This window comes from Rhizobium sp. RU35A (genome assembly GCF_900156005.1).
GTDB classification, from domain to species: domain Bacteria; phylum Pseudomonadota; class Alphaproteobacteria; order Rhizobiales; family Rhizobiaceae; genus Neorhizobium; species Neorhizobium straminoryzae.
Window position 1 is genome coordinate 102,426 of sequence record NZ_FTMR01000013.1, and the last position, 19,500, is coordinate 121,925.

24 protein-coding genes and 1 pseudogene are annotated in these 19,500 nt (G+C 61.7%); 18 read left to right on the plus strand and 7 right to left on the minus strand.

The window, feature by feature from the left end:
• Position 1: 1 nt before the first annotated feature.
• From rplR to rplQ, 10 genes are all read left to right on the plus strand, one after another.
• Positions 2-364, plus strand: coding sequence for a 50S ribosomal protein L18 (rplR, locus tag F3H95_RS23280; protein WP_143128030.1), 363 nt, complete (start codon positions 2-4; stop codon positions 362-364).
• A 150-nt stretch (positions 365-514) separates the two neighbouring features.
• A complete protein-coding gene (rpsE, locus tag F3H95_RS23285) occupies positions 515-1,084 on the plus strand; it encodes a 30S ribosomal protein S5 (RefSeq protein WP_143128029.1) in 570 nt (189 codons plus the stop codon).
• Between the two features lie 11 nt (positions 1,085-1,095).
• Positions 1,096-1,293 carry a 50S ribosomal protein L30 gene (gene rpmD, locus F3H95_RS23290; protein ID WP_143128028.1) on the plus strand — a complete coding sequence of 66 codons (198 nt, stop codon included), beginning with the start codon at positions 1,096-1,098 and terminating at the stop codon, positions 1,291-1,293.
• Positions 1,294-1,309: 16 nt separating this feature from the next.
• Positions 1,310-1,783 (plus strand): 50S ribosomal protein L15, encoded by a 474-nt coding sequence (rplO, locus tag F3H95_RS23295; RefSeq protein WP_143128027.1) that lies wholly within the window; start codon positions 1,310-1,312, stop codon positions 1,781-1,783.
• A gap of 232 nt (positions 1,784-2,015) precedes the next feature.
• Positions 2,016-3,356: a preprotein translocase subunit SecY gene (secY, locus tag F3H95_RS23300; RefSeq protein ID WP_143128026.1), complete on the plus strand. Its 1,341-nt coding sequence runs from the start codon at positions 2,016-2,018 to the stop codon at positions 3,354-3,356.
• Positions 3,353-3,943 (plus strand): adenylate kinase, encoded by a 591-nt coding sequence (locus F3H95_RS23305; RefSeq protein WP_149747714.1) that lies wholly within the window; start codon positions 3,353-3,355, stop codon positions 3,941-3,943. Before secY ends, F3H95_RS23305 begins: the two co-directional genes overlap by 4 nt.
• A 243-nt stretch (positions 3,944-4,186) precedes the next feature.
• Positions 4,187-4,555 carry a 30S ribosomal protein S13 gene (gene rpsM / locus F3H95_RS23310; RefSeq protein ID WP_143128024.1) on the plus strand — a complete coding sequence of 123 codons (369 nt, stop codon included), beginning with the start codon at positions 4,187-4,189 and terminating at the stop codon, positions 4,553-4,555.
• Between the two features lie 130 nt (positions 4,556-4,685).
• Entirely contained in the window at positions 4,686-5,075 is a 390-nt protein-coding gene (gene rpsK / locus F3H95_RS23315) for a 30S ribosomal protein S11 (RefSeq protein ID WP_007766864.1), read from the plus strand.
• A gap of 184 nt (positions 5,076-5,259) precedes the next feature.
• Positions 5,260-6,270 (plus strand): DNA-directed RNA polymerase subunit alpha, encoded by a 1,011-nt coding sequence (locus F3H95_RS23320; RefSeq protein ID WP_143128023.1) that lies wholly within the window; start codon positions 5,260-5,262, stop codon positions 6,268-6,270.
• 44 nt (positions 6,271-6,314) lie between these two features.
• Positions 6,315-6,740, plus strand: a complete 426-nt coding sequence (rplQ, locus tag F3H95_RS23325; RefSeq protein WP_143128022.1) for a 50S ribosomal protein L17 — start codon at positions 6,315-6,317, stop codon at positions 6,738-6,740.
• Positions 6,741-6,836: 96 nt separating this feature from the next.
• Here rplQ and F3H95_RS27510 read toward each other — a convergent pair.
• The 3 genes and pseudogenes from F3H95_RS27510 to msrP form a co-directional block, all read right to left on the minus strand.
• Positions 6,837-6,932, minus strand: a pseudogene (locus F3H95_RS27510) (DUF817 domain-containing protein); the annotation flags it as partial.
• 236 nt (positions 6,933-7,168) lie between these two features.
• Positions 7,169-7,801, minus strand: a complete 633-nt coding sequence (gene msrQ / locus F3H95_RS23335) for a protein-methionine-sulfoxide reductase heme-binding subunit MsrQ (RefSeq protein WP_149747715.1) — start codon at positions 7,799-7,801, stop codon at positions 7,169-7,171.
• Between the two features lie 2 nt (positions 7,802-7,803).
• The gene (gene msrP / locus F3H95_RS23340; protein ID WP_149747716.1) at positions 7,804-8,751 is read right to left on the minus strand and encodes a protein-methionine-sulfoxide reductase catalytic subunit MsrP; all 948 of its coding nucleotides are present in this window, start codon (positions 8,749-8,751) and stop codon (positions 7,804-7,806) included.
• Positions 8,752-9,013: 262 nt separating this feature from the next.
• On the opposite strand from msrP, the gene ilvD reads away from it, so the two are divergent.
• Entirely contained in the window at positions 9,014-10,849 is a 1,836-nt protein-coding gene (gene ilvD / locus F3H95_RS23345; RefSeq protein ID WP_149747717.1) for a dihydroxy-acid dehydratase, read from the plus strand.
• Between the two features lie 69 nt (positions 10,850-10,918).
• On the opposite strand, the gene F3H95_RS23350 is transcribed toward ilvD, so the two are convergent.
• Entirely contained in the window at positions 10,919-11,281 is a 363-nt protein-coding gene (locus tag F3H95_RS23350; RefSeq protein ID WP_149747718.1) for a hypothetical protein, read from the minus strand.
• A 26-nt stretch (positions 11,282-11,307) separates the two neighbouring features.
• Positions 11,308-11,712 carry a YkvA family protein gene (locus F3H95_RS23355; protein WP_149747719.1) on the minus strand — a complete coding sequence of 135 codons (405 nt, stop codon included), beginning with the start codon at positions 11,710-11,712 and terminating at the stop codon, positions 11,308-11,310.
• A gap of 91 nt (positions 11,713-11,803) precedes the next feature.
• Between F3H95_RS23355 and F3H95_RS23360 the strand changes: the two genes are divergently transcribed.
• Both F3H95_RS23360 and F3H95_RS23365 read left to right on the plus strand, forming a co-directional pair.
• On the plus strand, positions 11,804-13,204 hold the full coding sequence (locus F3H95_RS23360) for a DegQ family serine endoprotease (RefSeq protein ID WP_143128014.1): 1,401 nt from the start codon (positions 11,804-11,806) through the stop codon (positions 13,202-13,204).
• Positions 13,201-14,517, plus strand: coding sequence for a replication-associated recombination protein A (locus F3H95_RS23365; protein WP_149747720.1), 1,317 nt, complete (start codon positions 13,201-13,203; stop codon positions 14,515-14,517). Before F3H95_RS23360 ends, F3H95_RS23365 begins: the two co-directional genes overlap by 4 nt.
• Before the next feature lie 3 nt (positions 14,518-14,520).
• On the opposite strand, the gene F3H95_RS23370 is transcribed toward F3H95_RS23365, so the two are convergent.
• Positions 14,521-14,844: a DUF1883 domain-containing protein gene (locus tag F3H95_RS23370; protein WP_149747721.1), complete on the minus strand. Its 324-nt coding sequence runs from the start codon at positions 14,842-14,844 to the stop codon at positions 14,521-14,523.
• Positions 14,845-15,248: 404 nt separating this feature from the next.
• On the opposite strand from F3H95_RS23370, the gene F3H95_RS23375 reads away from it, so the two are divergent.
• The 4 genes from F3H95_RS23375 to F3H95_RS23390 all read left to right on the plus strand — a co-directional run bounded on the left by F3H95_RS23375 (position 15,249) and on the right by F3H95_RS23390 (position 17,838).
• Positions 15,249-15,581, plus strand: coding sequence for a hypothetical protein (locus F3H95_RS23375; RefSeq protein WP_149747722.1), 333 nt, complete (start codon positions 15,249-15,251; stop codon positions 15,579-15,581).
• A gap of 73 nt (positions 15,582-15,654) precedes the next feature.
• Entirely contained in the window at positions 15,655-16,044 is a 390-nt protein-coding gene (locus tag F3H95_RS23380) for a cytochrome c family protein (RefSeq protein WP_149747723.1), read from the plus strand.
• Positions 16,045-16,274: 230 nt separating this feature from the next.
• Positions 16,275-16,907 carry an outer membrane protein gene (locus F3H95_RS23385; RefSeq protein ID WP_143128009.1) on the plus strand — a complete coding sequence of 211 codons (633 nt, stop codon included), beginning with the start codon at positions 16,275-16,277 and terminating at the stop codon, positions 16,905-16,907.
• Positions 16,908-17,025: 118 nt separating this feature from the next.
• Positions 17,026-17,838, plus strand: coding sequence for an SDR family oxidoreductase (locus F3H95_RS23390; RefSeq protein ID WP_149747724.1), 813 nt, complete (start codon positions 17,026-17,028; stop codon positions 17,836-17,838).
• Positions 17,839-18,406: 568 nt separating this feature from the next.
• On the opposite strand, the gene F3H95_RS23400 is transcribed toward F3H95_RS23390, so the two are convergent.
• Complete coding sequence (locus F3H95_RS23400; RefSeq protein ID WP_149747725.1) at positions 18,407-19,096, minus strand: hypothetical protein; 690 nt, start codon at positions 19,094-19,096, stop codon at positions 18,407-18,409.
• Between the two features lie 326 nt (positions 19,097-19,422).
• Here F3H95_RS23400 and F3H95_RS27725 point away from each other — a divergent pair.
• Positions 19,423-19,500: transposase (locus F3H95_RS27725; protein ID WP_244618110.1), on the plus strand; the 78-nt coding region annotated here is incomplete at its 3' end.

A 19,500-nucleotide genomic window follows, 5' to 3' on the forward strand; every position in this document is an offset into this window, starting at 1 on the left:
TATGGCTAGCAGGAAAGAAGCACTTGCAAAGCGCGCGAGCCGTGTACGCCGCCAGATCAAGGCGGTTGCCAATGGCCGCCCGCGTCTGTCGGTTCATCGCTCGTCGAAGAACATCTATGCCCAGATCATTGATGACGTGGCCGGCGTGACGCTGGCTGCTGCATCGACCCTCGACGCAGGCCTGCGTTCCACCCTGAAGACGGGTGCGGACAAGGGTGCTGCGGCTGCCGTCGGCAAGCTCGTTGCAGAGCGCGCCACCGCAGCAGGCGTGTCCGAAGTGGTCTTTGACCGCGGCGCCTTCGTCTATCACGGCCGCATCAAGGCACTCGCTGATGCTGCCCGCGAAGGTGGTCTGAGCTTCTAAAAAATATAAGGTCCGGTCTTTCGGGGCCGGACCTTATGGCGTATGACGCCACCACACCGGCCGGTCGGCTCTCTTTTCGCTTGCGAGGGGAGGGCAGCCGGCTTTTCGAAGTCTGCCGTTCGCACCCGGAAAAGAAAAAGGAAAAGGACAATGGCACAGGAAAAGAGAGGCTCGCGCGAGGATCGCTCGAGCCGTGAAGAGCGCGACAGCGAATTCGTCGACAAGCTGGTCGCGATCAATCGCGTTGCAAAGGTCGTCAAGGGTGGCCGTCGCTTCGGCTTCGCAGCCCTCGTCGTCGTCGGTGACCAGAAGGGCCGCGTTGGCTTCGGTCACGGCAAGGCACGCGAAGTGCCGGAAGCAATCCGCAAGGCAACGGAAGCTGCCAAGCGCGATCTGATCTTCGTGCCGCTGCGCGATGGCCGCACGCTGCATCACGACGTCAACGGCCGTCATGGCGCCGGCAAGGTTCTGCTGCGCTCTGCCAAGGCCGGTACCGGTATCATCGCCGGTGGTCCGATGCGTGCCGTCTTCGAAACGCTCGGCGTTCACGACGTCGTCGCCAAGTCGACCGGTTCCTCGAACCCGTACAACATGGTTCGCGCAACGTTCGACGCCCTGAAGCACCAGGTGCATCCGAAGGACATCGCAGCTCAGCGCGGCATCAAGTACGCCACGCTTCAGGCTCGCCGTGCCGCTTCCGGCAATGCAGCGGAAGAATAAGGAGCTTAACGATGGCCAACGAATCCAAGAAGACGGTCACGGTCGAACAGATCGGTAGCCCCATTCGCCGGCCTGCTGTTCAGCGTCAGACGCTGATCGGTCTCGGCCTCAACAAGATGCACCGTGTCAGCACGCTGGAAGATACGCCTTCCGTTCGTGGCATGATCCGGGCTGTCCAGCATCTCGTTCGCGTCGTCGACGAGAAGTGAGACGGGAGTTAAGATCATGAAGCTCAACGAAATCAAAGATAACGAAGGCGCCACCAAGGACCGTATCCGCGTTGGTCGCGGTATCGGCTCCGGCAAGGGCAAGACCGGCGGTCGCGGCGTGAAGGGTCAGAAGGCTCGTTCGGGCGTCGCCATCAACGGCTTCGAGGGCGGCCAGATGCCGATCTATCGTCGCCTGCCGAAGCGCGGCTTCAACAACATCTTCAAGTCGGACTTCGTCACGGTATCGCTCGGCCGCATCCAGGCCGCCATCGACGCCAAGAAGCTCGACGCATCGGCAACGATCGATGCCGCAGCGCTCAAGGCTGCCGGCGTGATCCGTCGCCCGAAGGATGGTGTTCGCGTTCTCGCCGACGGCGAACTGACGGCGAAGGTTTCGATCGATGTTGCCGGCGCCTCCAAGGCTGCCGTCGAAAAGATCGAAAAGGCCGGCGGTTCGATCAAGCTGCCGGAAGTGGCAGCCGCCGAATAATCTGATAGAGAATCGCCCGGAGTGCTTCACTTCGGGCGATTTTGCTCCCATATGTGAGCCTCACGCGCCTTGGCCGCTTCGGCGGGGGACCCGGGCGATCGCGGAAAATGGGGTGGGGCATAAGGTTGCGTGGCAGCCCTCGGTCTCCCGGTTTTCTGAACCTGAATGTGGACTGCTTTCCGGGCCAGGCCGTATGCACAGTGCCGCCGGAATTGGTCAGGCGGAGAAATGCATGGCTTCTGCAGCTGAACAACTGGCCTCCAATCTTAACTTTTCGACTTTTTCGAAGGCAACCGAGCTCAAGAAGCGCCTGTGGTTCACGCTGGCCGCTCTTCTCGTTTATCGCCTCGGCACGCATATTCCGCTTCCGGGCCTGAACCCCGAAGCCTATGCACAGGCTTTCCGCGGCCAGGCCGGCGGTATCCTCGGCCTCTTCAACATGTTTGCCGGCGGCGCCGTGCAGCGTATGGCGATCTTCGCGCTCGGCATCATGCCGTATATTTCGGCGTCGATCATCGTGCAGCTGATGACCTCCGTCGTGCCCTCGCTCGAAAACCTGAAGAAGGAAGGCGAGGCGGGCCGCAAGATCATCAACCAGTATACCCGTTACGGCACCGTGCTGCTCGGCACGTTCCAGGCTTACGCGATTGCGGTTGGCCTCGAGAGCGGCAATGGCATTGTGGTCGATCCGGGCTGGTTCTTCCGCATTTCCACCGTCGTCACGCTTCTTGGCGGCACGATGTTCCTGATGTGGCTCGGCGAGCAGATCACCTCGCGCGGCATCGGCAACGGCATTTCGCTGATCATCTTCGCGGGTATTGCCGCAGGCCTGCCGACGGCGCTGGCCGGAACGCTGGAACTCGGCCGCACCGGCGCCCTGTCGACGGCACTGATTCTGACTGTTGTCGTGATCGCCATCCTGGTGATCGCGCTGATCGTCTTCGTCGAGCGTGCCCAGCGCCGGCTTCTGATCCAGTATCCGAAGCGCCAGGTCGGCAACCGCATGTTCCAGGGCGATACCTCGCATCTGCCGCTGAAGCTGAACACTGCGGGCGTCATCCCGGCTATCTTTGCCTCGTCACTGCTGCTTCTGCCGGCAACGGCGGCCGGTTTTGCCGGTAACCAGAACCTGCCGGCCTGGGCAACGGCTATCATTGCCTCGCTGCAGCATGGCCAGCCGCTGTTCATGCTGTTCTACGGCGCGCTGATTGCCTTCTTCGCCTTCTTCTATACGGCCATCGTCTTCAACCCGAAGGATACTGCCGATAATCTGAAGAAGCATGGCGGCTTCATTCCGGGCATTCGTCCAGGCGAGCGGACGGCTGAATACATCGACTACGTGCTGACCCGAATCACGGTGATCGGCGCCATCTATCTCGTCTTTGTCTGTATTCTTCCGGAAACGCTGATCGCGCGGACGGGTATCCCATTAGCCCTTGGTGGTACTTCGCTTTTGATCGTTGTCAGTGTTACCCTCGATACGGTCGCACAGATCCAGGGGCACCTCATCGCACAGCAGTATGAGGGCCTGATCAAGAAGTCCAAGCTGCGTGGAGGAAAGAGGGGACGATGAGACTGATTTTTTTGGGGCCGCCGGGCGCGGGTAAGGGGACCCAGGCAAAGCGCTTGACGGACAAGTTCGGCATTCCGCAGCTTTCCACCGGCGACATGCTGCGTGCGGCGGTGAGTGCTGGTACGGAGATTGGCAAGCGCGCCAAGGCCGTGATGGATGCTGGCGGTCTCGTGTCCGACGACATCGTCAACCAGATCGTATCCGAACGTATCGCGAGCGCGGATTGCAGCAAGGGGTTCATCCTGGACGGCTATCCCCGCACCGTTCCGCAGGCCAAGGCGCTGGCCGAGAACATGGCGGCGATGAATCTTCGTCTCGATGCCGTGATCGAATTGAAGGTGGACGAGGAAGCCCTCATTCGCCGAATCGAATCGCGCGTTGCCGAAACGCTGGCGGCTGGCGGCACGGTCCGTTCCGATGACAACCCGGAATCGTTTCGCAAGCGTCTTGCCGAATATCGCGAGAAGACGGCGCCGCTTTCGGCCTACTACAGTGAGCAGGGCGAGCTTGTCGTGCTCGATGGCATGGCGGACGTCGACGCGGTGACACGGTCGATCGAATCGGCCCTGGAGAAGGCCTCCGCCTGAGGGCGAAGGCCGTTCCGGTTAAAGAATCTTGGCGGGGCCGGTTGCTTTTCAGGGCCGATTCCGCTAAACACCGCGCCAACTCGCGACATTGACCAGCGATCGGCGCGGATCATCCAGAAGGATGTCCGGTTCCGGTCGCTTTTGACTTGTCTCGGATGATATTGAACTGGCGGCCGCATGAGGCTGCTCTCATGGAAGAAGTACCACTTGCCGGATGGCAACTGGAACGCAAGGAGAATAGGCGTGGCACGTATTGCTGGCGTCAACATCCCGACTGCGAAGCGCGTTGTTATCGCGCTGACCTACATTCACGGGATCGGCCCCAAATTCGCTCAGGAAATCATCGAGAAGGTCGGTATCCCGGCTGATCGTCGCGTTCACCAGCTGACCGACGCGGAAATCCTCTCGATTCGCGAAACCATCGATCGTGACTATCAGGTCGAAGGTGATCTGCGTCGCGAAACCGCGATGAACATCAAGCGTCTGATGGACCTCGGCTGCTACCGCGGCCTGCGTCATCGTCGCGGCCTCCCGGTTCGCGGTCAGCGCACGCACACCAACGCCCGCACCCGCAAGGGTCCGGCGAAGGCGATTGCCGGCAAGAAGAAGTAATCTCCGGTTCGTTCGGGATGGGGGGGCCGGCGGTCTGTCGCTGGCCTCTTTTTGAGTTTGGGGTGTCCTTGCGATGCCTCGGTGGAGCCGCTGGTGTTACGGCGGTGACGATATCAACGAAAGGAAGACCATGGCCAAGGAAGCCACACGCGTCCGCCGTCGCGAACGCAAGAACATCACGTCGGGCGTTGCCCACGTCAACTCGACGTTCAACAACACCATGATCACCATCACCGACGCGCAGGGCAATGCGATTGCCTGGTCGTCTGCTGGTGCCAAGGGTTTCAAGGGTTCGCGCAAGTCTACCCCGTTCGCTGCCCAGATCGCTGCTGAAGACTGCGCCAAGAAGGCTCAGGAACACGGCATGAAGTCTCTCGAAGTCGAAGTTTGCGGTCCGGGTTCCGGCCGTGAATCGGCTCTGCGCGCCCTCCAGGCTGCCGGCTTCATGATCACCTCCATCCGCGACGTGACGCCGATCCCGCACAACGGTTGCCGTCCGCGCAAGAAGCGCCGCGTCTGATGCGTCTTCGGCGGCGGTGTGGTTTGCCATGCTGCCCCGGTTCGAATTCCGGTAACGCCGCCTTATCTCGATTTTCGAGGTATGGCGGCTTTGCCGTAACGCCAAGGCAGGCTTCTCTCCCTGGCGCTTCTCATGCTCGGTTGTCACGATTGGATAGTGGCAGCGAACGGAAGGTTTGAAACACATGATCCAGAAGAACTGGCAGGAACTGATCAAGCCGAACAAGGTGGAATTCACCTCGTCGGGTCGCACGAAGGCCACGCTCGTTGCCGAACCGCTGGAACGCGGCTTCGGTCTGACGCTGGGCAACGCGCTTCGCCGCGTTCTCCTGTCGTCGCTGCGCGGTGCTGCCGTGACGGCGGTCCAGATCGACGGCGTTCTGCATGAATTCTCCTCCATCCCCGGCGTACGCGAGGATGTGACGGACATCGTGCTGAACATCAAGGAAATCGCCATCAAGATGGATGGCGACGATGCCAAGCGCATGGTCGTGCGCAAGCAGGGTCCTGGTTCGGTAACCGCTGGAGACATCCAGACGGTTGGCGATATCGAGATCCTCAACCCCGACCACGTGATCTGCACCCTCGATGAGGGCGCGGAGATCCGCATGGAGTTCACGGTCAACAACGGCAAGGGCTATGTTCCGGCCGAACGTAACCGTGCAGAGGATGCCCCGATCGGTCTCATCCCGGTCGACAGCCTTTATTCTCCGGTCAAGAAGGTGTCCTACAAGGTGGAAAACACCCGCGAAGGACAGGTTCTCGACTACGACAAGCTGACCATGACCATCGAAACCGATGGCTCGGTCACGGGCGAGGACGCCGTGGCGTTTGCCGCTCGCATTCTTCAGGATCAGCTGTCGGTCTTCGTCAACTTCGACGAGCCGCAGAAGGAAGCCGAAGAAGAGTCGGTCACCGAACTTGCGTTCAACCCGGCCCTTCTGAAGAAGGTGGACGAACTGGAACTTTCCGTCCGTTCGGCCAACTGCCTGAAGAATGACAACATCGTCTATATCGGCGACCTCATCCAGAAGACCGAGGCGGAAATGCTGCGCACGCCGAACTTCGGTCGCAAGTCGCTGAACGAGATCAAGGAAGTTCTCGCATCCATGGGCCTGCACCTCGGGATGGAAGTCCCGGCCTGGCCGCCCGAGAACATCGAAGACCTCGCCAAGCGCTACGAAGACCAGTACTAACCATTAAACTGCAGGCGAATGCCTGCAAGTAAAGGAGACCCGAGATGCGCCACCAGAATTCCGGCCGCAAGCTCAACCGCACCGCCAGCCACCGCAAGGCAATGTTTGCCAACATGGCTGCTTCGCTCATCACGCATGAGCAGATCGTCACGACCCTGCCGAAGGCGAAGGACCTGCGTCCGATCGTCGAGAAGCTGGTAACCCTCGGCAAGCGCGGCGACCTGCACGCTCGTCGTCAGGCCATTTCGCAGATCAAGGATGTCGACGCCGTTCGCAAGCTGTTCGACGCCATCGCCACCCGTTACGCCAGCCGTAACGGCGGCTACCTGCGCATCATGAAGGCCGGCTTCCGCCAGGGCGACAATGCCGCTCTCGCCGTCATCGAGTTCGTCGAGCGCGACGTCAACGCCAAGGGCGCCGCCGACAAGGCTCGCGTTGCTGCTGAAGCAGAAGCTGCCGAAGCCGCGTAAGGCATTCCCGCAAGGGATGTTGTGATTGGAAGGCCGGGCGAGAGATCGCCCGGCCTTTTCTGTTGTCTGCGGCTCTCCACCAAGGTCCGGTTGCGGTCACTTCGGGATGTGGATCGTCCGGCGGATATGCTTGAGCGAGGCGACGATGGTGAAGGTCATGATCACCAGCAGCGTCCACGAACTCCACTTGCCGGGCTGGACGGCTTCAGACCGTCGCCGGAGGGTATGATGCCGGGCCTCGCTGTCTCGGTTGCTTTCACCATCACTCGGATCTTGCTTTCCTATCCTGTGCTGTTTGGGCCGCGCCTGGCGCTCCTACGCCGCTGACGCACAGGCGCCGGTAGATCCGGCATTCCGAATGAGAAAAGTCGGCTCTGTCCAGAGGAAACAAGATCAGCGGCGCGAGAGGTGAAGGTGGCCTGAGCGCATTATCGCAGGGCCGTCGCGCGCCGTCCCCGCTTCCAGTCCATGATGCGGGGCCGCACCACCCGGTAGCCCACCAGCGCGGTGACGATGGCGAGATAGATCACCGGCTCCAGCGTGATCGACTTGATCGACAGCACGTAATGCAGCACGGCGGCAAGCAGGATGGGATAGGCGAGCTTATGCAACTGGTTCCAGCGCGACCCCAGCCTGCGGATCGACCAGCGGTTGGAGGTGAGCGCCAGCGGGATCAGCATCAGCAGTCCGGCCATGCCGAGCATGATATAGGGGCGCTTCAGGATGTCGCCGAGGATCGAGGAGAGGATAAGCCCGCGGTCGAGCGTCAGGTAGACCGCGAAATGGGCGAGCACGTAATAGAAGGCGATCAGCCCAAGCGCCCGGCGATAGGCAATCAGGTTGGTGCCGAAGAGATCGCGCAGGGGCGTGACGGCGAGGCCCAGACAGAGGAAACGCAGCGCCCAGAAGCCCAGCCGGTGCTCGAACTCCCGCACCGGATCGGCACCGAGCCCGCCATAGATGCCGAGATAGAAGGCGTAGAAACCCGGGAGAAGCCCGAGCGCATACAGCGCCCAGACCGAGGCAGCGCGATAGCGCGGCGGAACGGCAAAAGTCGCCATGGTCAGTAGAACTTTCTCAGATCCATGCCGGCATAGAGGCCGGCCACCTGGTCGGCATAGCCGTTGAAGGGCAGGGTGTTCATCCGCGCTCCGCCGAACAGGCCGCTTGCCTCACCGATGCGCCGCTCGGTCGCCTGGCTCCAGCGCGGATGATCGACGGCCGGATTGACATTGGCATAGAAGCCGTATTCCTGCGGCGCCAGCCTGTTCCAGGTGCTCGGCGGCTCCTTCTCGGTCAGCGTGATCTTGACGATCGACTTGATGCCCTTGAAGCCATATTTCCAGGGCGTGACGAGCCGTATCGGCGCGCCGTTCTGGTTCGGCAGGGTTTCGCCGTAAAGACCGGTGGCGAGCAATGTCAGCGGATGGCGGGCCTCATCGAGACGAAGACCCTCGACATAGGGCCAGTCCAGCGGCTGGAAGAAGCCGCTCTGGCCGGGCATTTCCTTGGGCCTGACGACGGTTTCGAAAGCCACATATTTCGCGCTGCCGAGCGGTTCGACACGGTCGAGCAGGGCAGAGAGGGGAAACCCGATCCAGGGGATCACCATCGACCAGGCTTCCACGCAGCGCATGCGGTAGATGCGCTCTTCCATCGGGAAATCCTTGAGGATCGTCTCCATGTCGATGGTCTGCGGCTTGTTCACGAGGCCGCCGACCGTGATCGTCCAGGGCAGGGGTTTAAAGGCCGCGGAATTCTGCGCCGGATCGGCCTTGCCCGTGCCGAACTCGTAGAAATTGTTGTAGGTCGTTGCGTCCTGCTTCGAGGTGACCTTCTCGTCCACCCGGTAGGCGCTCGGCTTGGCGGAAAGCGGGCTCGCCCATGCGCTTTCGGTCGCGGTCAGGGCAATCGCTGCGGCCGCGCCCCCCAGCAGATGGCGTCGGGACAGATAGAGATCCTTCGACGTGATTTCCGAGGCGGCAATGCGGGGCGGTCTGTAGAGCGGCATGGATCAGTCTCCTGTGCCAGGGGCAAATGGCGTGATGGTGGATACAGGTATATTTACGAACCCATCAGGCCTTTAGTTTCACCGCCACCGGTCAAAATCAAACCCACGTTCACGTGATCGCCGTGTGGCCGGCAACCGTACCGCTTTGGCCTGTCGTGATAGTGACACCCGCAGGCGATTGCGGTAGAAAAAACGGAAAAATCCGGGTGTTTTGGGCATCGCAATGCCGGCACCCGACCATCAGCGATCCGAGGATAACACCATGCCTGCTTACCGTTCCAGAACGACGACTCACGGCCGCAACATGGCGGGCGCGCGCGGTCTGTGGCGCGCCACGGGCATGAAGGACAGCGATTTCGGCAAGCCGATCATTGCCGTGGTCAATTCCTTCACGCAGTTCGTGCCGGGCCACGTCCACCTGAAGGATCTCGGCCAGCTTGTGGCGCGCGAGATCGAGGCGGCCGGCGGCGTGGCCAAGGAATTCAACACGATCGCCGTGGATGACGGCATCGCCATGGGCCATGACGGCATGCTCTATTCGCTGCCGTCGCGCGAAATCATCGCGGACTCCGTCGAGTACATGGTCAATGCGCATTGCGCCGATGCCATGGTCTGCATTTCCAACTGCGACAAGATCACGCCCGGCATGCTGAATGCCGCCATGCGCCTCAACATCCCCGCCGTCTTCGTGTCCGGCGGCCCGATGGAGGCCGGCAAGGTGGTGCTGCATGGCAAGACCGTGGCGCTCGACCTCGTCGATGCCATGGTGGCTGCCGCCGACGACAAGGTGTCGGACGAGGACGTGAAGGTCATCGAACGCTCGGCCTGTCCGACCTGCGGTTCGTGCTCCGGCATGTTCACCGCCAATTCCATGAACTGTCTGACGGAAGCGCTCGGGCTTTCGCTGCCCGGCAACGGCTCGACGCTTGCCACCCATTCGGACCGCAAGCGCCTGTTCGTGGAAGCCGGCCATCTGATCGTCGATCTCGCCCGCCGCTACTACGAGCAGGAAGACGAGGGCGTTCTGCCGCGGTCGATCGCCACCAAGCAGGCCTTCGAGAATGCCATGGCGCTCGACATCGCGATGGGCGGTTCCACCAACACGGTTCTGCATATCCTCGCTGCGGCCCATGAAGGCGGCGTGGATTTCACCATGGACGATATCGACCGCCTGTCGCGCAAGGTGCCCTGCCTCTCCAAGGTCGCGCCCGCCAAGCAGGACGTGCATATGGAAGACGTTCATCGCGCTGGTGGCATCATGCGCATTCTCGGCGAACTGGAACGTGGCGGCCTGCTGAATACCGATTGCAAGACGGTGCATGAGGCAACGCTCGGCGACGCCATCAACCGCTGGGACATCACCCGCACCAATTCGGAAACGGTTCGTACCTTCTTCAAGGCTGCGCCCGGCGGCGTGCCGACGCAGGTGGCCTTCTCGCAATCCTCGCGCTGGGACGACCTGGACACCGACAGCGAAAAGGGCGTGATCCGCTCGGTTGAAAAGCCCTTCTCCAAGGACGGGGGTCTCGCGGTGCTCTATGGCAACATCGCGCTCGATGGTTGCATCGTCAAGACGGCCGGCGTGGACGAATCGATCCTGAAATTCACGGGCCCGGCCAAGGTCTATGAAAGTCAGGATGCGGCCGTGAAGGCGATCCTCGGCAACGAGGTCGTGGCCGGCGATGTCGTCGTCATCCGCTATGAAGGCCCGAAGGGCGGCCCCGGCATGCAGGAAATGCTCTATCCGACCAGTTACCTCAAGTCGAAGGGCCTCGGAAAGGCCTGCGCGCTGATCACGGACGGCCGCTTCTCCGGCGGCACTTCCGGTCTTTCGATCGGCCATGCTTCGCCGGAAGCGGCCAACGGCGGCGCGATCGGCCTCGTCCAGAACGGCGACCTGATCGAGATCGACATTCCGAACCGTACGATCAACCTCAAGATCACCGAGTCGGAACTGGCAGCCCGTCGCGCCGAGCAGGACAAGCTCGGCTGGAAGCCTGCGCAGCCGCGCAAGCGCAACGTCACAACGGCGCTCAAGGCCTATGCCGCCTTCGCATCGAGCGCCGACAAGGGCGCCGTGCGCATCCTGCCGGAGTAAGGTTCTACCCCGCCACACAGTCCCCGCGGTCCATGGCCGCGGGGATTTCTTGTGTTTGCCTCGGCGAGATCAGAGCGGCTTGATCAGTGTGCGATAAGCCTCGTCCAGTTCCTTCAGTCGCGCCTCATAGCTCTGGCGAAGGCAGGCCTGATCCCCGCCGCAGGCCTGACGGGTCTTCAGCCAGTTGACCTGGCCCTCACGCAGGATATCGCGATTGCCCATCGGCACCAGTCCGACCAGCAGGTCGAAGGTCGTGACCATCTTCACATCGAGATCGTTCAGGCTGCGCTCGGCGCAGATTTCCTTTTCATCGGCGGCGAGATCGGTCTTTGTGCAGTCGAAGCTGGCGGCGGATGCCACGCGAGGCGACATCAGCGGCGTGGTGGCCACAAGCGTGGCGGTGAGCGAGAGAAACAGGATGATGCGTTTCATGCGTCAGGTCTCCGTATGGGACAAGACTACGGCGCAGCAGCAAAATGGTTCCAGGCAAGCCATCCGAAGCCGCCTGCGATCATGGTCCAGAGCGTCAGCACGAACAGTAGCCCCGCCGGGCTTTGCGGGCGCTCACGCTCCAGCGCAAGGTCGCGCAACTCTGTCATCAGCCCGGCCGGGATGAGCCGGATGGCCAGCAGAATGCCGAGCGGAACAATCACCAGATCATCCACGGCACCGAGCACCGGAATGAAATCCGGAATGAGGTCGATGGGGGAAAGCGCATAGGCGGCCACCGTGCCTGCCACGAGCTTGGCGATCAGCGGGACGCGGGAATCACCCGCCGCCAGCCACAGCGCCACGACATCGCGCTTGATGACGTGCGCCCAATGCCGTGCGCTTGCCATCACTTTCCCGATCTGCTGCAACATGGGTCTGCCCCATTTCTCCATTTTCGGCCATCTTTCCTTTCTAGCGTGCCGCGCTACAAGTCCTTGTTCTCGCAAACCCAAGAGGAATCACATGCTGAGTCTGCCCAAACGCGCTTCTCTCTGTCTGTTGGGTCTCGCCCTGCTGCTCCCGCTTCCGGCGCTGGCCCAGGAAAAGACCGTGCCGCAGAGCCGCACGGACATGCAGATGTCCTTTGCGCCGCTCGTGAAGCGCACCGCGGGGGCTGTTGTCAATGTCTATGCCGAGCGCGTTGTGCAGCGAACCAACCCCTTTGCCGGCGACCCCTTCTTCGAACAGTTTTTTGGCCAGCGCATGCCGAACCGTTCTGAAAAGCAGTCGTCGCTGGGCTCCGGCGTCATCGTTTCGCACAATGGTCTGGTCGTCACCAACAACCACGTGATCGAAGGCGCCGACGACATCAAGATTGCGCTCGCCGATGGGCGCGAATTTCCCTGCGAGGTGCTGCTGAAGGATGACAGCGTGGATCTCGCCGTGCTGAAGATCAAGGCGCGCGAGGATTTCCCGGTGCTCGCCATCGGCAATTCCGATGCGGTTGAGGTGGGCGATCTGGTGCTTGCCATCGGCAACCCCTTCGGCGTCGGGCAGACGGTGACGAGCGGCATTGTCTCGGCGCTTGCACGCACGCAGGTGACGGACGGCGATGTCGGCTTCTTCATCCAGACGGATGCCTCGATCAATCCCGGCAATTCCGGCGGCGCGCTGATGAACATGAACGGCGACCTGATCGGCATCAACACGGCGATCTTTTCGCGCGGTGGCGGGTCGAACGGCATCGGCTTTGCCATCCCGGCCAATCTTGTAAAGGTGTTCCTGGCGGCTGCCGAGGACGGCAAGAAGAGTTTTGAGCGCCCTTACGTCGGCGCGACCTTCCAGCCGGTGACGTCGGAGGTCGCGGAAGCCCTTGGCCTGAAAGCGGCGCGCGGCGCGCTGGTGGTTGCCGTCACCCGTGGCAGCCCGGCAGAGAAAGCGGGCCTGAAACCCGGCGAGGTGGTCACCGCCGCCAACGGTATTGCGGTGGAGCATCCCGATGCGCTGGCCTATCGCCTGACCACCGCCGGCCTTGGCGGCACCGCGCGTCTCACCGTCGAGGAGGGCGGCCATTCGCGCCAGATGGAACTCGCTCTGGGCACCGCGCCGGAGACCGTGCCGCGTGACGAACGCCTGATCGACGGCCGCAACCCCTTCGCCGGCAGCCGCATCGCCAATCTTTCGCCGAAGGTCGCGACCGAACTCCACATGCCTTCCGACAAGACCGGCGTCGTTATCGTGGATGTGGCGCGTGGTTCGCCGGCTGCCCGCCTCGGCTTCCAGCCGGGCGACATTCTGGTCGCCGTCAACGGCGATGCCGTCTCCTCCACCAAGGTGATGGAGGGGATGGTCAAGGATAATCCCAGCGTCTGGCGCGTCGAGATCGAGCGCGGCGGGCAGCGCATCCGTCAGTTCTTCCGATGAGCAATGATCTGTTCTCCCCGCGCATTCCGGAGGCGGTCGCCAGTCGGCGGCCGCTGGCCGATCGCCTGCGCCCGACCTCGCTCTCCGAGGTGACGGGCCAGCCGCATCTGACCGGGGAGAACGGCATTTTGCGGCGGATGATCGCCGCCGGCTCGCTGGGATCGATGATCTTCTGGGGGCCCCCCGGAACCGGCAAGACGACGGTGGCGCGGCTTCTCTCGGGCGAGGCGGGGCTCGCCTTCGAGCAGATCTCGGCGATTTTTTCTGGCGTGGCGGATCTCAAGAAGGTGTTCGAGGCGGCCCGCCTGCGACGCATGGACGGTCGCCAGACGCTGCTGTTCGTCGACGAGATCCATCGCTTCAACCGCGCCCAGCAGGACAGTTTTCTGCCGGTGATGGAGGATGGCACGGTCATTCTGGTGGGGGCCACCACGGAGAACCCGAGCTTCGAACTGAATGCCGCTCTCTTGTCGCGGGCGCGTGTCCTCACCTTCCGCTCGCATGACGAGGAGAGCCTGCAGGAATTGCTGGCACGCGCCGAGCAGGTGGAGCAGAAGCCGCTGCCGCTGACGGCGGAGGCGCGGGCCAGCCTGATCCGCATGGCCGATGGCGACGGGCGCGCGGTGCTGACACTTGCCGAGGAAGTCTGGCGCGCGGTGCGGGAAGGGGAGGTGTTCGATACGGAAGGCCTGACCCGCATCGTGCAGCGGCGGGCGCCCGTTTACGACAAGGCGCAGGACGGCCACTACAATCTGATCTCCGCCCTGCACAAATCGGTGCGCGGCTCCGATCCGGATGCGGCGCTCTATTATCTCGCCCGCATGTTCGATGCCGGCGAGGACCCGCTTTATCTCGGCCGTCGGCTGGTGCGGATGGCGGTGGAGGATATTGGCCTTGCCGATCCGCAGGCGCTGGTCGTCTGCAATGCCGCCAAGGATGCCTATGACTATCTGGGCTCGCCGGAGGGGGAACTGGCGCTGGCTCAGGCCTGCGTCTATCTGGCGACGGCGCCGAAATCGAACGGTGTCTATACCGCCTTCAAGGCGGCGATGCGGGCTGCGAAAGAACATGGCTCGCTGCTGCCGCCGAAGCATATTCTCAACGCGCCGACCAAGCTGATGAAGGGCGAGGGATACGGCGACGGCTATCTCTACGACCACGACCAGCCGGATGCCTTTTCCGGACAGGACTATTTTCCGGAAAAGCTCGGACGGCAGACTTTTTACGATCCGCCGGAGCGCGGCTTCGAGCGGGAGATCCGCAAGCGGCTGGACTGGTGGGCAAAACTGCGCCGCGAGCGCAGCGGCGGCTGAGGCTCAGGACGCCTTCTGCTGGCGCGGTGCCGGAATGCTGCCCGCCGGTGGCAGCACCAGCGTCACGGCGGCATCGGCCAGGCCGTGATGCCCCTCGCCATCGATGATGACGTGCCAGTGGCCGTTGTCCGGTATGGCCAGCCGGATCGGCGACTTCTTGGCGACGCCGCCCGCAAACTTGAAATCCAGCCGTTCGGTGAAGCGCTGGAAGTTCACCGCCGTCATCAGCCGCACATTGTTGACGGCCGACAGCGTGACCTCGACCACCGTTCCCGCGCGTTGTTCCTTGAGGTCGAAATGGGTGAAGCGGAAAGCCGGACCGGCCATTGTCCCCTCCTTGAAATGCAAGACAGCGGCGGAGATTAGGGACGGGACGTTAAAGTTTGGTGGAACCAACAGGGCAGAAACTCGTTGGAAGGGTGAGACGGAAGGGTTCCCCTGCCACTTCCGTGACCAAAGGCGGCGACGGCCCCATCAGCCGCCCGATAACAAGACACGATCTCCAGTCGTAGACTTGAGCCCCATCCGCTTCCCCTGCCGGATGGGGCTTTTCTTATGTCGAACCGGGTGCATGGGCGGCAATTGCGATTCTCCTTCAAGCACTTCTTGCGGAGTTTTGACTCCGATGCTGAGGCCGTTGAATCAAACTGTGAAGGCGCAACCATGCCCGTCTGCTATCAAGGGTGAACATGGACGAGCGCCGGCAGGCGTGATTCACGGGGGTGGAAGGCATGTATGGGGATATCAAGCAGATCGTGAGAGACGGCACCGGAATCGGTCCGGAGGGCCTGCATGTGCTGCTGGCAACGCTCCTCTTCCTGCTTCTCTTTGCGCTTCTGCGGCGGCCGCTGGCGGCACTTGGCGTGGTTGTGCTGCTGCAGGCGCTGAACGAAGTGCTGGATGTGCTGGATGACCGCGCGGCGGGCCTGCCGACGGACGGGCTCGGCGTCGTATCGGATACCGTCTGGTCGCTGATCGTGCCGGTGCCGCTTGCCATTGCGCTGAGGCTTTACCAGCAGCACCGGCGCCAGATGCGACGGCGGCGGCATTATCGGCGGCGCTGACCTTTGTTCGTTAATCCTGCGTCGGATGGTCGCTCCGGGCTGCCTTGCGCCTGCGGATCGGCTAGAAGAAAGCATGCCCCAGTTCATCTTTCGCCTGCCACTTCTCTGCCTCATCCTGCTGCCTCTCGGGGCAAGCCCGCTTGCGGCCGCCGATCTTGCCAAGGGGCGGGCAACCTTTCGCTCATCCTGTGCGTCCTGCCATGCAGTGGACAATGACAGCAACGGCTTTGGGCCTTATCTGAAGGGCGTGGTCGGCCGGCCGGCCGCCAGCGTCGCCGGCTATAATTATTCGGCGGCGATGCAGCAGGCGGGGCGCAATGGACTGGTCTGGGACGAGGAGAGGCTGGCGGCCTTTCTTTCCAGTCCCTCCAAGGCGGTTCCCGGCACGCGCATGCGCTTCTTCGGCTTCTGGTTTTCGTCGCAGATCGAGGACGTGATTGCCTACCTGAAAGCCAATCCCTGAATTTTTTACCGTCTAAGACGCTGATTTTTCTCTGTATTCGCGAAGGTGATGCGGTATCTTCCGCTCAGTTAATGAAGTGTTTATGGATTCATGAAAAAACTCTTCACCGGGTGTGATGGTGCCAGCGCGGTGAGAAGGGCCGGGCTTGGGGCACAGACGCGGTTTCTGTCGCACCACAGGATGTTTCGCCTGCGCATCCTCCGCCTGCAGGCTGTGTTTGGAGTTTTGACATGATCAAGAAGCCGTTCGCCCTGGCGCTTTTTGCCGCCCTGTCCACATCGGTTCTGTCGACGGTCGCTTTTGCCGCCGACCTCGCTGGCAGCTATGCACCGCCGCCAGCCTATAACAGCGCGCCCGTTTCCAACTGGTCCGGCGCCTATGCCGGTATCCATGGCGGTTTTGCCGCCCCGAAGCTCGATCCGTTCAACAACAGCGGCCTCGCGATCGGCGGTCAGGCCGGCTACAACGTCGATATCGGCGGTGGCGTGATCGGCGGTGAAGTCGAGGGCTCCTATCTCGGCGATTCCCAGGTGAAGGTGAATGGCGGCGAACTGAAGGAACGTCATCGTCTGGCCGCCAAGGTCAAGGCCGGCGTACCGCTGGGCGATACGCTGGTCTACGGCACCACGGGTCTTGCCATGACCAATTTCCGCGACAGCGGCAGCGTTTCCGGACCGGACGGCTGGAAGCCGGGCTGGATCCTCGGTGCAGGCGTCGAACAGAAGCTGAACCAGAACCTGTCGGCCCGCGTGGAATACAACTACACGGCCACCAACAACGTTCGCAGCTTCGACAATGGCGTGGGCTCCGAAAAGGATCTGCACGACCACACCGTCAAGGCCGGCATCAACTATCACTTCTGATCCACCGCGCATTGATGCCGTTGCGGCTCTCCCGACCCCGGGGGAGCCGTTTTGCATTTGCCGGGGCGCCGCGCTATCAGTTCCATTGAGGAACAGGATGGCGGGAGGAGACCGGCGGATGAGCAGGATTGACGGGAAGATCGCGGTTGTCACGGGCGGCACGCAGGGGCTGGGTGCGGCCGTGGCCGAGCGGCTGGCTGAAGCCGGTGCCGCCGGCATCGTGATTGTCGGGCGCGGCGCGGAAAAGGGGCAGGCGGTGGCCCGGCGGATTTCTGCGGCAACCGGCGTGCGGGTGGAACTGGTGACGGCCGATCTCGCCGAGATCGGCGCCGTGCGAACCGTCATCCCGGCCGCTGACCGGCTGTTCGGCCGCGTCGATATTCTTGTCAATGCCGCAGGCCTTACCGATCGCGGCAATATCCTCAACACCACGCCGGAGCTGTTCGATCGCATGTTTGCGGTGAACACGCGGGCCCCCTTCTTCCTTCTGCAGGATGCGGCAAAGGTGATGATCCGCGAGGGGGCCGAGGGCCGGGTGGTCAATATCGGCTCGATGTCGAGCCTTGCCGGCCAGCCCTTTCTCGCACCCTATTCCGCCTCCAAGGGCGCGCTTGCGACCCTGACGCGCAACGCCGCCTTCTCGCTGATGCGCCACCGCATCCATGTGAACCAGCTGGATATCGGCTGGATGAACTCCGACCACGAGCGCAAGCTCATCCTGTCGGAAACCGGCGATCCCGATTTCATCGATCGCAAGGCCGCCGAAAAGCCCTTCGGTCGCATTCTCGACCCGAAGGAAGTGGCCCGCACGGTTCTCTGGATGGCGTCTGACGAGAGCGGCATGATGACGGGGGCGGTGATCCCCTTCGACCAGTCGGTGTATGGCGGCTATGACGATGCGCCGGTGCCGGTGGGGAAGCTGGAGGGGTGAGGGGATTTTTTTGGGGCTTCCGTGGGATGTTGCCTGCGCGCCGCCAGCCTCTGCGCAAGCGCGCCCCCTCTGCCCTGCCGGGCATCTCCCCCACAGGTGGGGAGATCAGCAGAACGGCACCCGCTCGCCCAGCCATTAAGGTATGTGCGAGCGCGACCAGCCATGAGGGCGCGTTCCTTGGCCAACGAGGCTGGCCGCCCATTCAGGCTGCAGACGAATTCGGCGTTGAGGCGGTGATCGTCAACCTGCAATGGGAGCGGCGACGCGTCGGCACGGTGATCTCCCCACCTGTGGGGGAGATGCCCGGCAGGGCAGAGGGGGGCGAACTGGCGGAGACACCAGTGAGTGTCCCGCCCTTCGCCAGCGCCTCGGCCGTGCCTTCAGGATTGCGGGCAATGACCTTGAGATAGCGCTGGCGGATTGGTCAGGCAGGGAAGGCTCCTATTTGCAGTCGCGAAGCGTGCCGAGCGGGATCTGGTAACGCGCGGCAAACTCTTCTTGGGTGATGCCAAAGGCGTGGCAGAGGGTTGCTCCTACATTGTATGTGGGAGCAACCCAATGGCCGCAGTTATGTTGAGTATGGTGCGGGTCTATCCGTGACGGTTGAGCCATCGTAGTCTTGAACAGCGGTTTCACAAACCCGCTCTATGTGTCGGATCATAGATATACCAAGATCGACATGCTCTTTTGAGCTGTCTGACCACCTGTAAATTTCCCCCGTCTGCAGTGAAAGTACAGCAAAATCATCTGGGCGAGATACATCAAAGGGCCAGCTTTCTGCAACTTGCGTAAGCAATGCTAAGGTTATGTTGCGCGCCAGTTCGACCTGTGTGTTCCATACATGGATTGCAGTTGCTCTTGAGCCAATTTCGACCACGAAGTCGGCAGAAAAATTGAACGCGTATATGTTGCGGGGGCTCGAGATTTTTATAACACGTGACGGGAGAAGAGGCTGCGGATTGGCGGTCCGCCAATCAGAAAACTTCTTCAAGGCACGCTCAGTTGAATGTCGTTCCGGTTTCCGCTTTATCTGATTCAGCGTTGACTGCACCTCGATAAATGAGTGAGTTCCCGTTGCGAGCCATTGGATCCGTTTACGCAAATTTTTATGATAGTCGTAGCCTATTCCTGACGGCTTATAGCGCTTGCGTATTTCGGCCTTCTGGGGCGCTTCTTTTAGATGAAGCACCTTCAAAAAGGCTGAAAATCCGAAGGTTGGTATTTTTGTCATATGCATTTCTTTCTGCGCTTTGCGCATAGGAGGAATGCCGTCGCCAACTCGACTCTGAAAAAGACTCCCCGTACAATAACCTTGCTACAGGGTGGAGAGCTTTTCTTTGCCCCACGAGGGTGACAGCCTGTTCGTGGTATCCAAAGCCGAGACTGCCAGGTCTCGGCTTTGGTATTTCTAAGACCTGCGCACATGCGCATTCCTTTATGTCTTTCATAGCTATAGACGGCGAAGCCCAGGGACGTAGTCCCTGGGCTTCGCCAAACTTACCGTAATTTCTCGGATCCTTTGACCTTGCCCCGTTGAACTAATCCATTTTGAAGTAAGCTCTGGCCCATTGAGAGGACCAGAGGATGAAACGCAACCGTTTCACAGACGAACAGATTATCGGGATACTGAAGGAGCACGAAGCTGGCACGCCGGTCTCGGAG

Bases quoted from the DNA above. Each gene is read 5' to 3' on its own strand.
- rplR (WP_143128030.1), top strand. From the start codon at position 2: ATGGCTAGCAGGAAAGAAGCACTTGCAAAGCGCGCGAGCCGTGTACGC.
- rpsE (WP_143128029.1), top strand. From the start codon at position 515: ATGGCACAGGAAAAGAGAGGCTCGCGCGAGGATCGCTCGAGCCGTGAA.
- rpmD (WP_143128028.1), top strand. From the start codon at position 1,096: ATGGCCAACGAATCCAAGAAGACGGTCACGGTCGAACAGATCGGTAGC.
- rplO (WP_143128027.1), top strand. From the start codon at position 1,310: ATGAAGCTCAACGAAATCAAAGATAACGAAGGCGCCACCAAGGACCGT.
- secY (WP_143128026.1), top strand. From the start codon at position 2,016: ATGGCTTCTGCAGCTGAACAACTGGCCTCCAATCTTAACTTTTCGACT.
- F3H95_RS23305 (WP_149747714.1), top strand. From the start codon at position 3,353: ATGAGACTGATTTTTTTGGGGCCGCCGGGCGCGGGTAAGGGGACCCAG.
- rpsK (WP_007766864.1), top strand. From the start codon at position 4,686: ATGGCCAAGGAAGCCACACGCGTCCGCCGTCGCGAACGCAAGAACATC.
- F3H95_RS23320 (WP_143128023.1), top strand. From the start codon at position 5,260: ATGATCCAGAAGAACTGGCAGGAACTGATCAAGCCGAACAAGGTGGAA.
- rplQ (WP_143128022.1), top strand. From the start codon at position 6,315: ATGCGCCACCAGAATTCCGGCCGCAAGCTCAACCGCACCGCCAGCCAC.
- msrQ (WP_149747715.1), bottom strand. From the start codon at position 7,801: ATGGCGACTTTTGCCGTTCCGCCGCGCTATCGCGCTGCCTCGGTCTGG.
- msrP (WP_149747716.1), bottom strand. From the start codon at position 8,751: ATGCCGCTCTACAGACCGCCCCGCATTGCCGCCTCGGAAATCACGTCG.
- ilvD (WP_149747717.1), top strand. From the start codon at position 9,014: ATGCCTGCTTACCGTTCCAGAACGACGACTCACGGCCGCAACATGGCG.
- F3H95_RS23350 (WP_149747718.1), bottom strand. From the start codon at position 11,281: ATGAAACGCATCATCCTGTTTCTCTCGCTCACCGCCACGCTTGTGGCC.
- F3H95_RS23355 (WP_149747719.1), bottom strand. From the start codon at position 11,712: ATGTTGCAGCAGATCGGGAAAGTGATGGCAAGCGCACGGCATTGGGCG.
- F3H95_RS23360 (WP_143128014.1), top strand. From the start codon at position 11,804: ATGCTGAGTCTGCCCAAACGCGCTTCTCTCTGTCTGTTGGGTCTCGCC.
- F3H95_RS23365 (WP_149747720.1), top strand. From the start codon at position 13,201: ATGAGCAATGATCTGTTCTCCCCGCGCATTCCGGAGGCGGTCGCCAGT.
- F3H95_RS23370 (WP_149747721.1), bottom strand. From the start codon at position 14,844: ATGGCCGGTCCGGCTTTCCGCTTCACCCATTTCGACCTCAAGGAACAA.
- F3H95_RS23375 (WP_149747722.1), top strand. From the start codon at position 15,249: ATGTATGGGGATATCAAGCAGATCGTGAGAGACGGCACCGGAATCGGT.
- F3H95_RS23380 (WP_149747723.1), top strand. From the start codon at position 15,655: ATGCCCCAGTTCATCTTTCGCCTGCCACTTCTCTGCCTCATCCTGCTG.
- F3H95_RS23385 (WP_143128009.1), top strand. From the start codon at position 16,275: ATGATCAAGAAGCCGTTCGCCCTGGCGCTTTTTGCCGCCCTGTCCACA.
- F3H95_RS23390 (WP_149747724.1), top strand. From the start codon at position 17,026: ATGAGCAGGATTGACGGGAAGATCGCGGTTGTCACGGGCGGCACGCAG.
- F3H95_RS23400 (WP_149747725.1), bottom strand. From the start codon at position 19,096: ATGCGCAAAGCGCAGAAAGAAATGCATATGACAAAAATACCAACCTTC.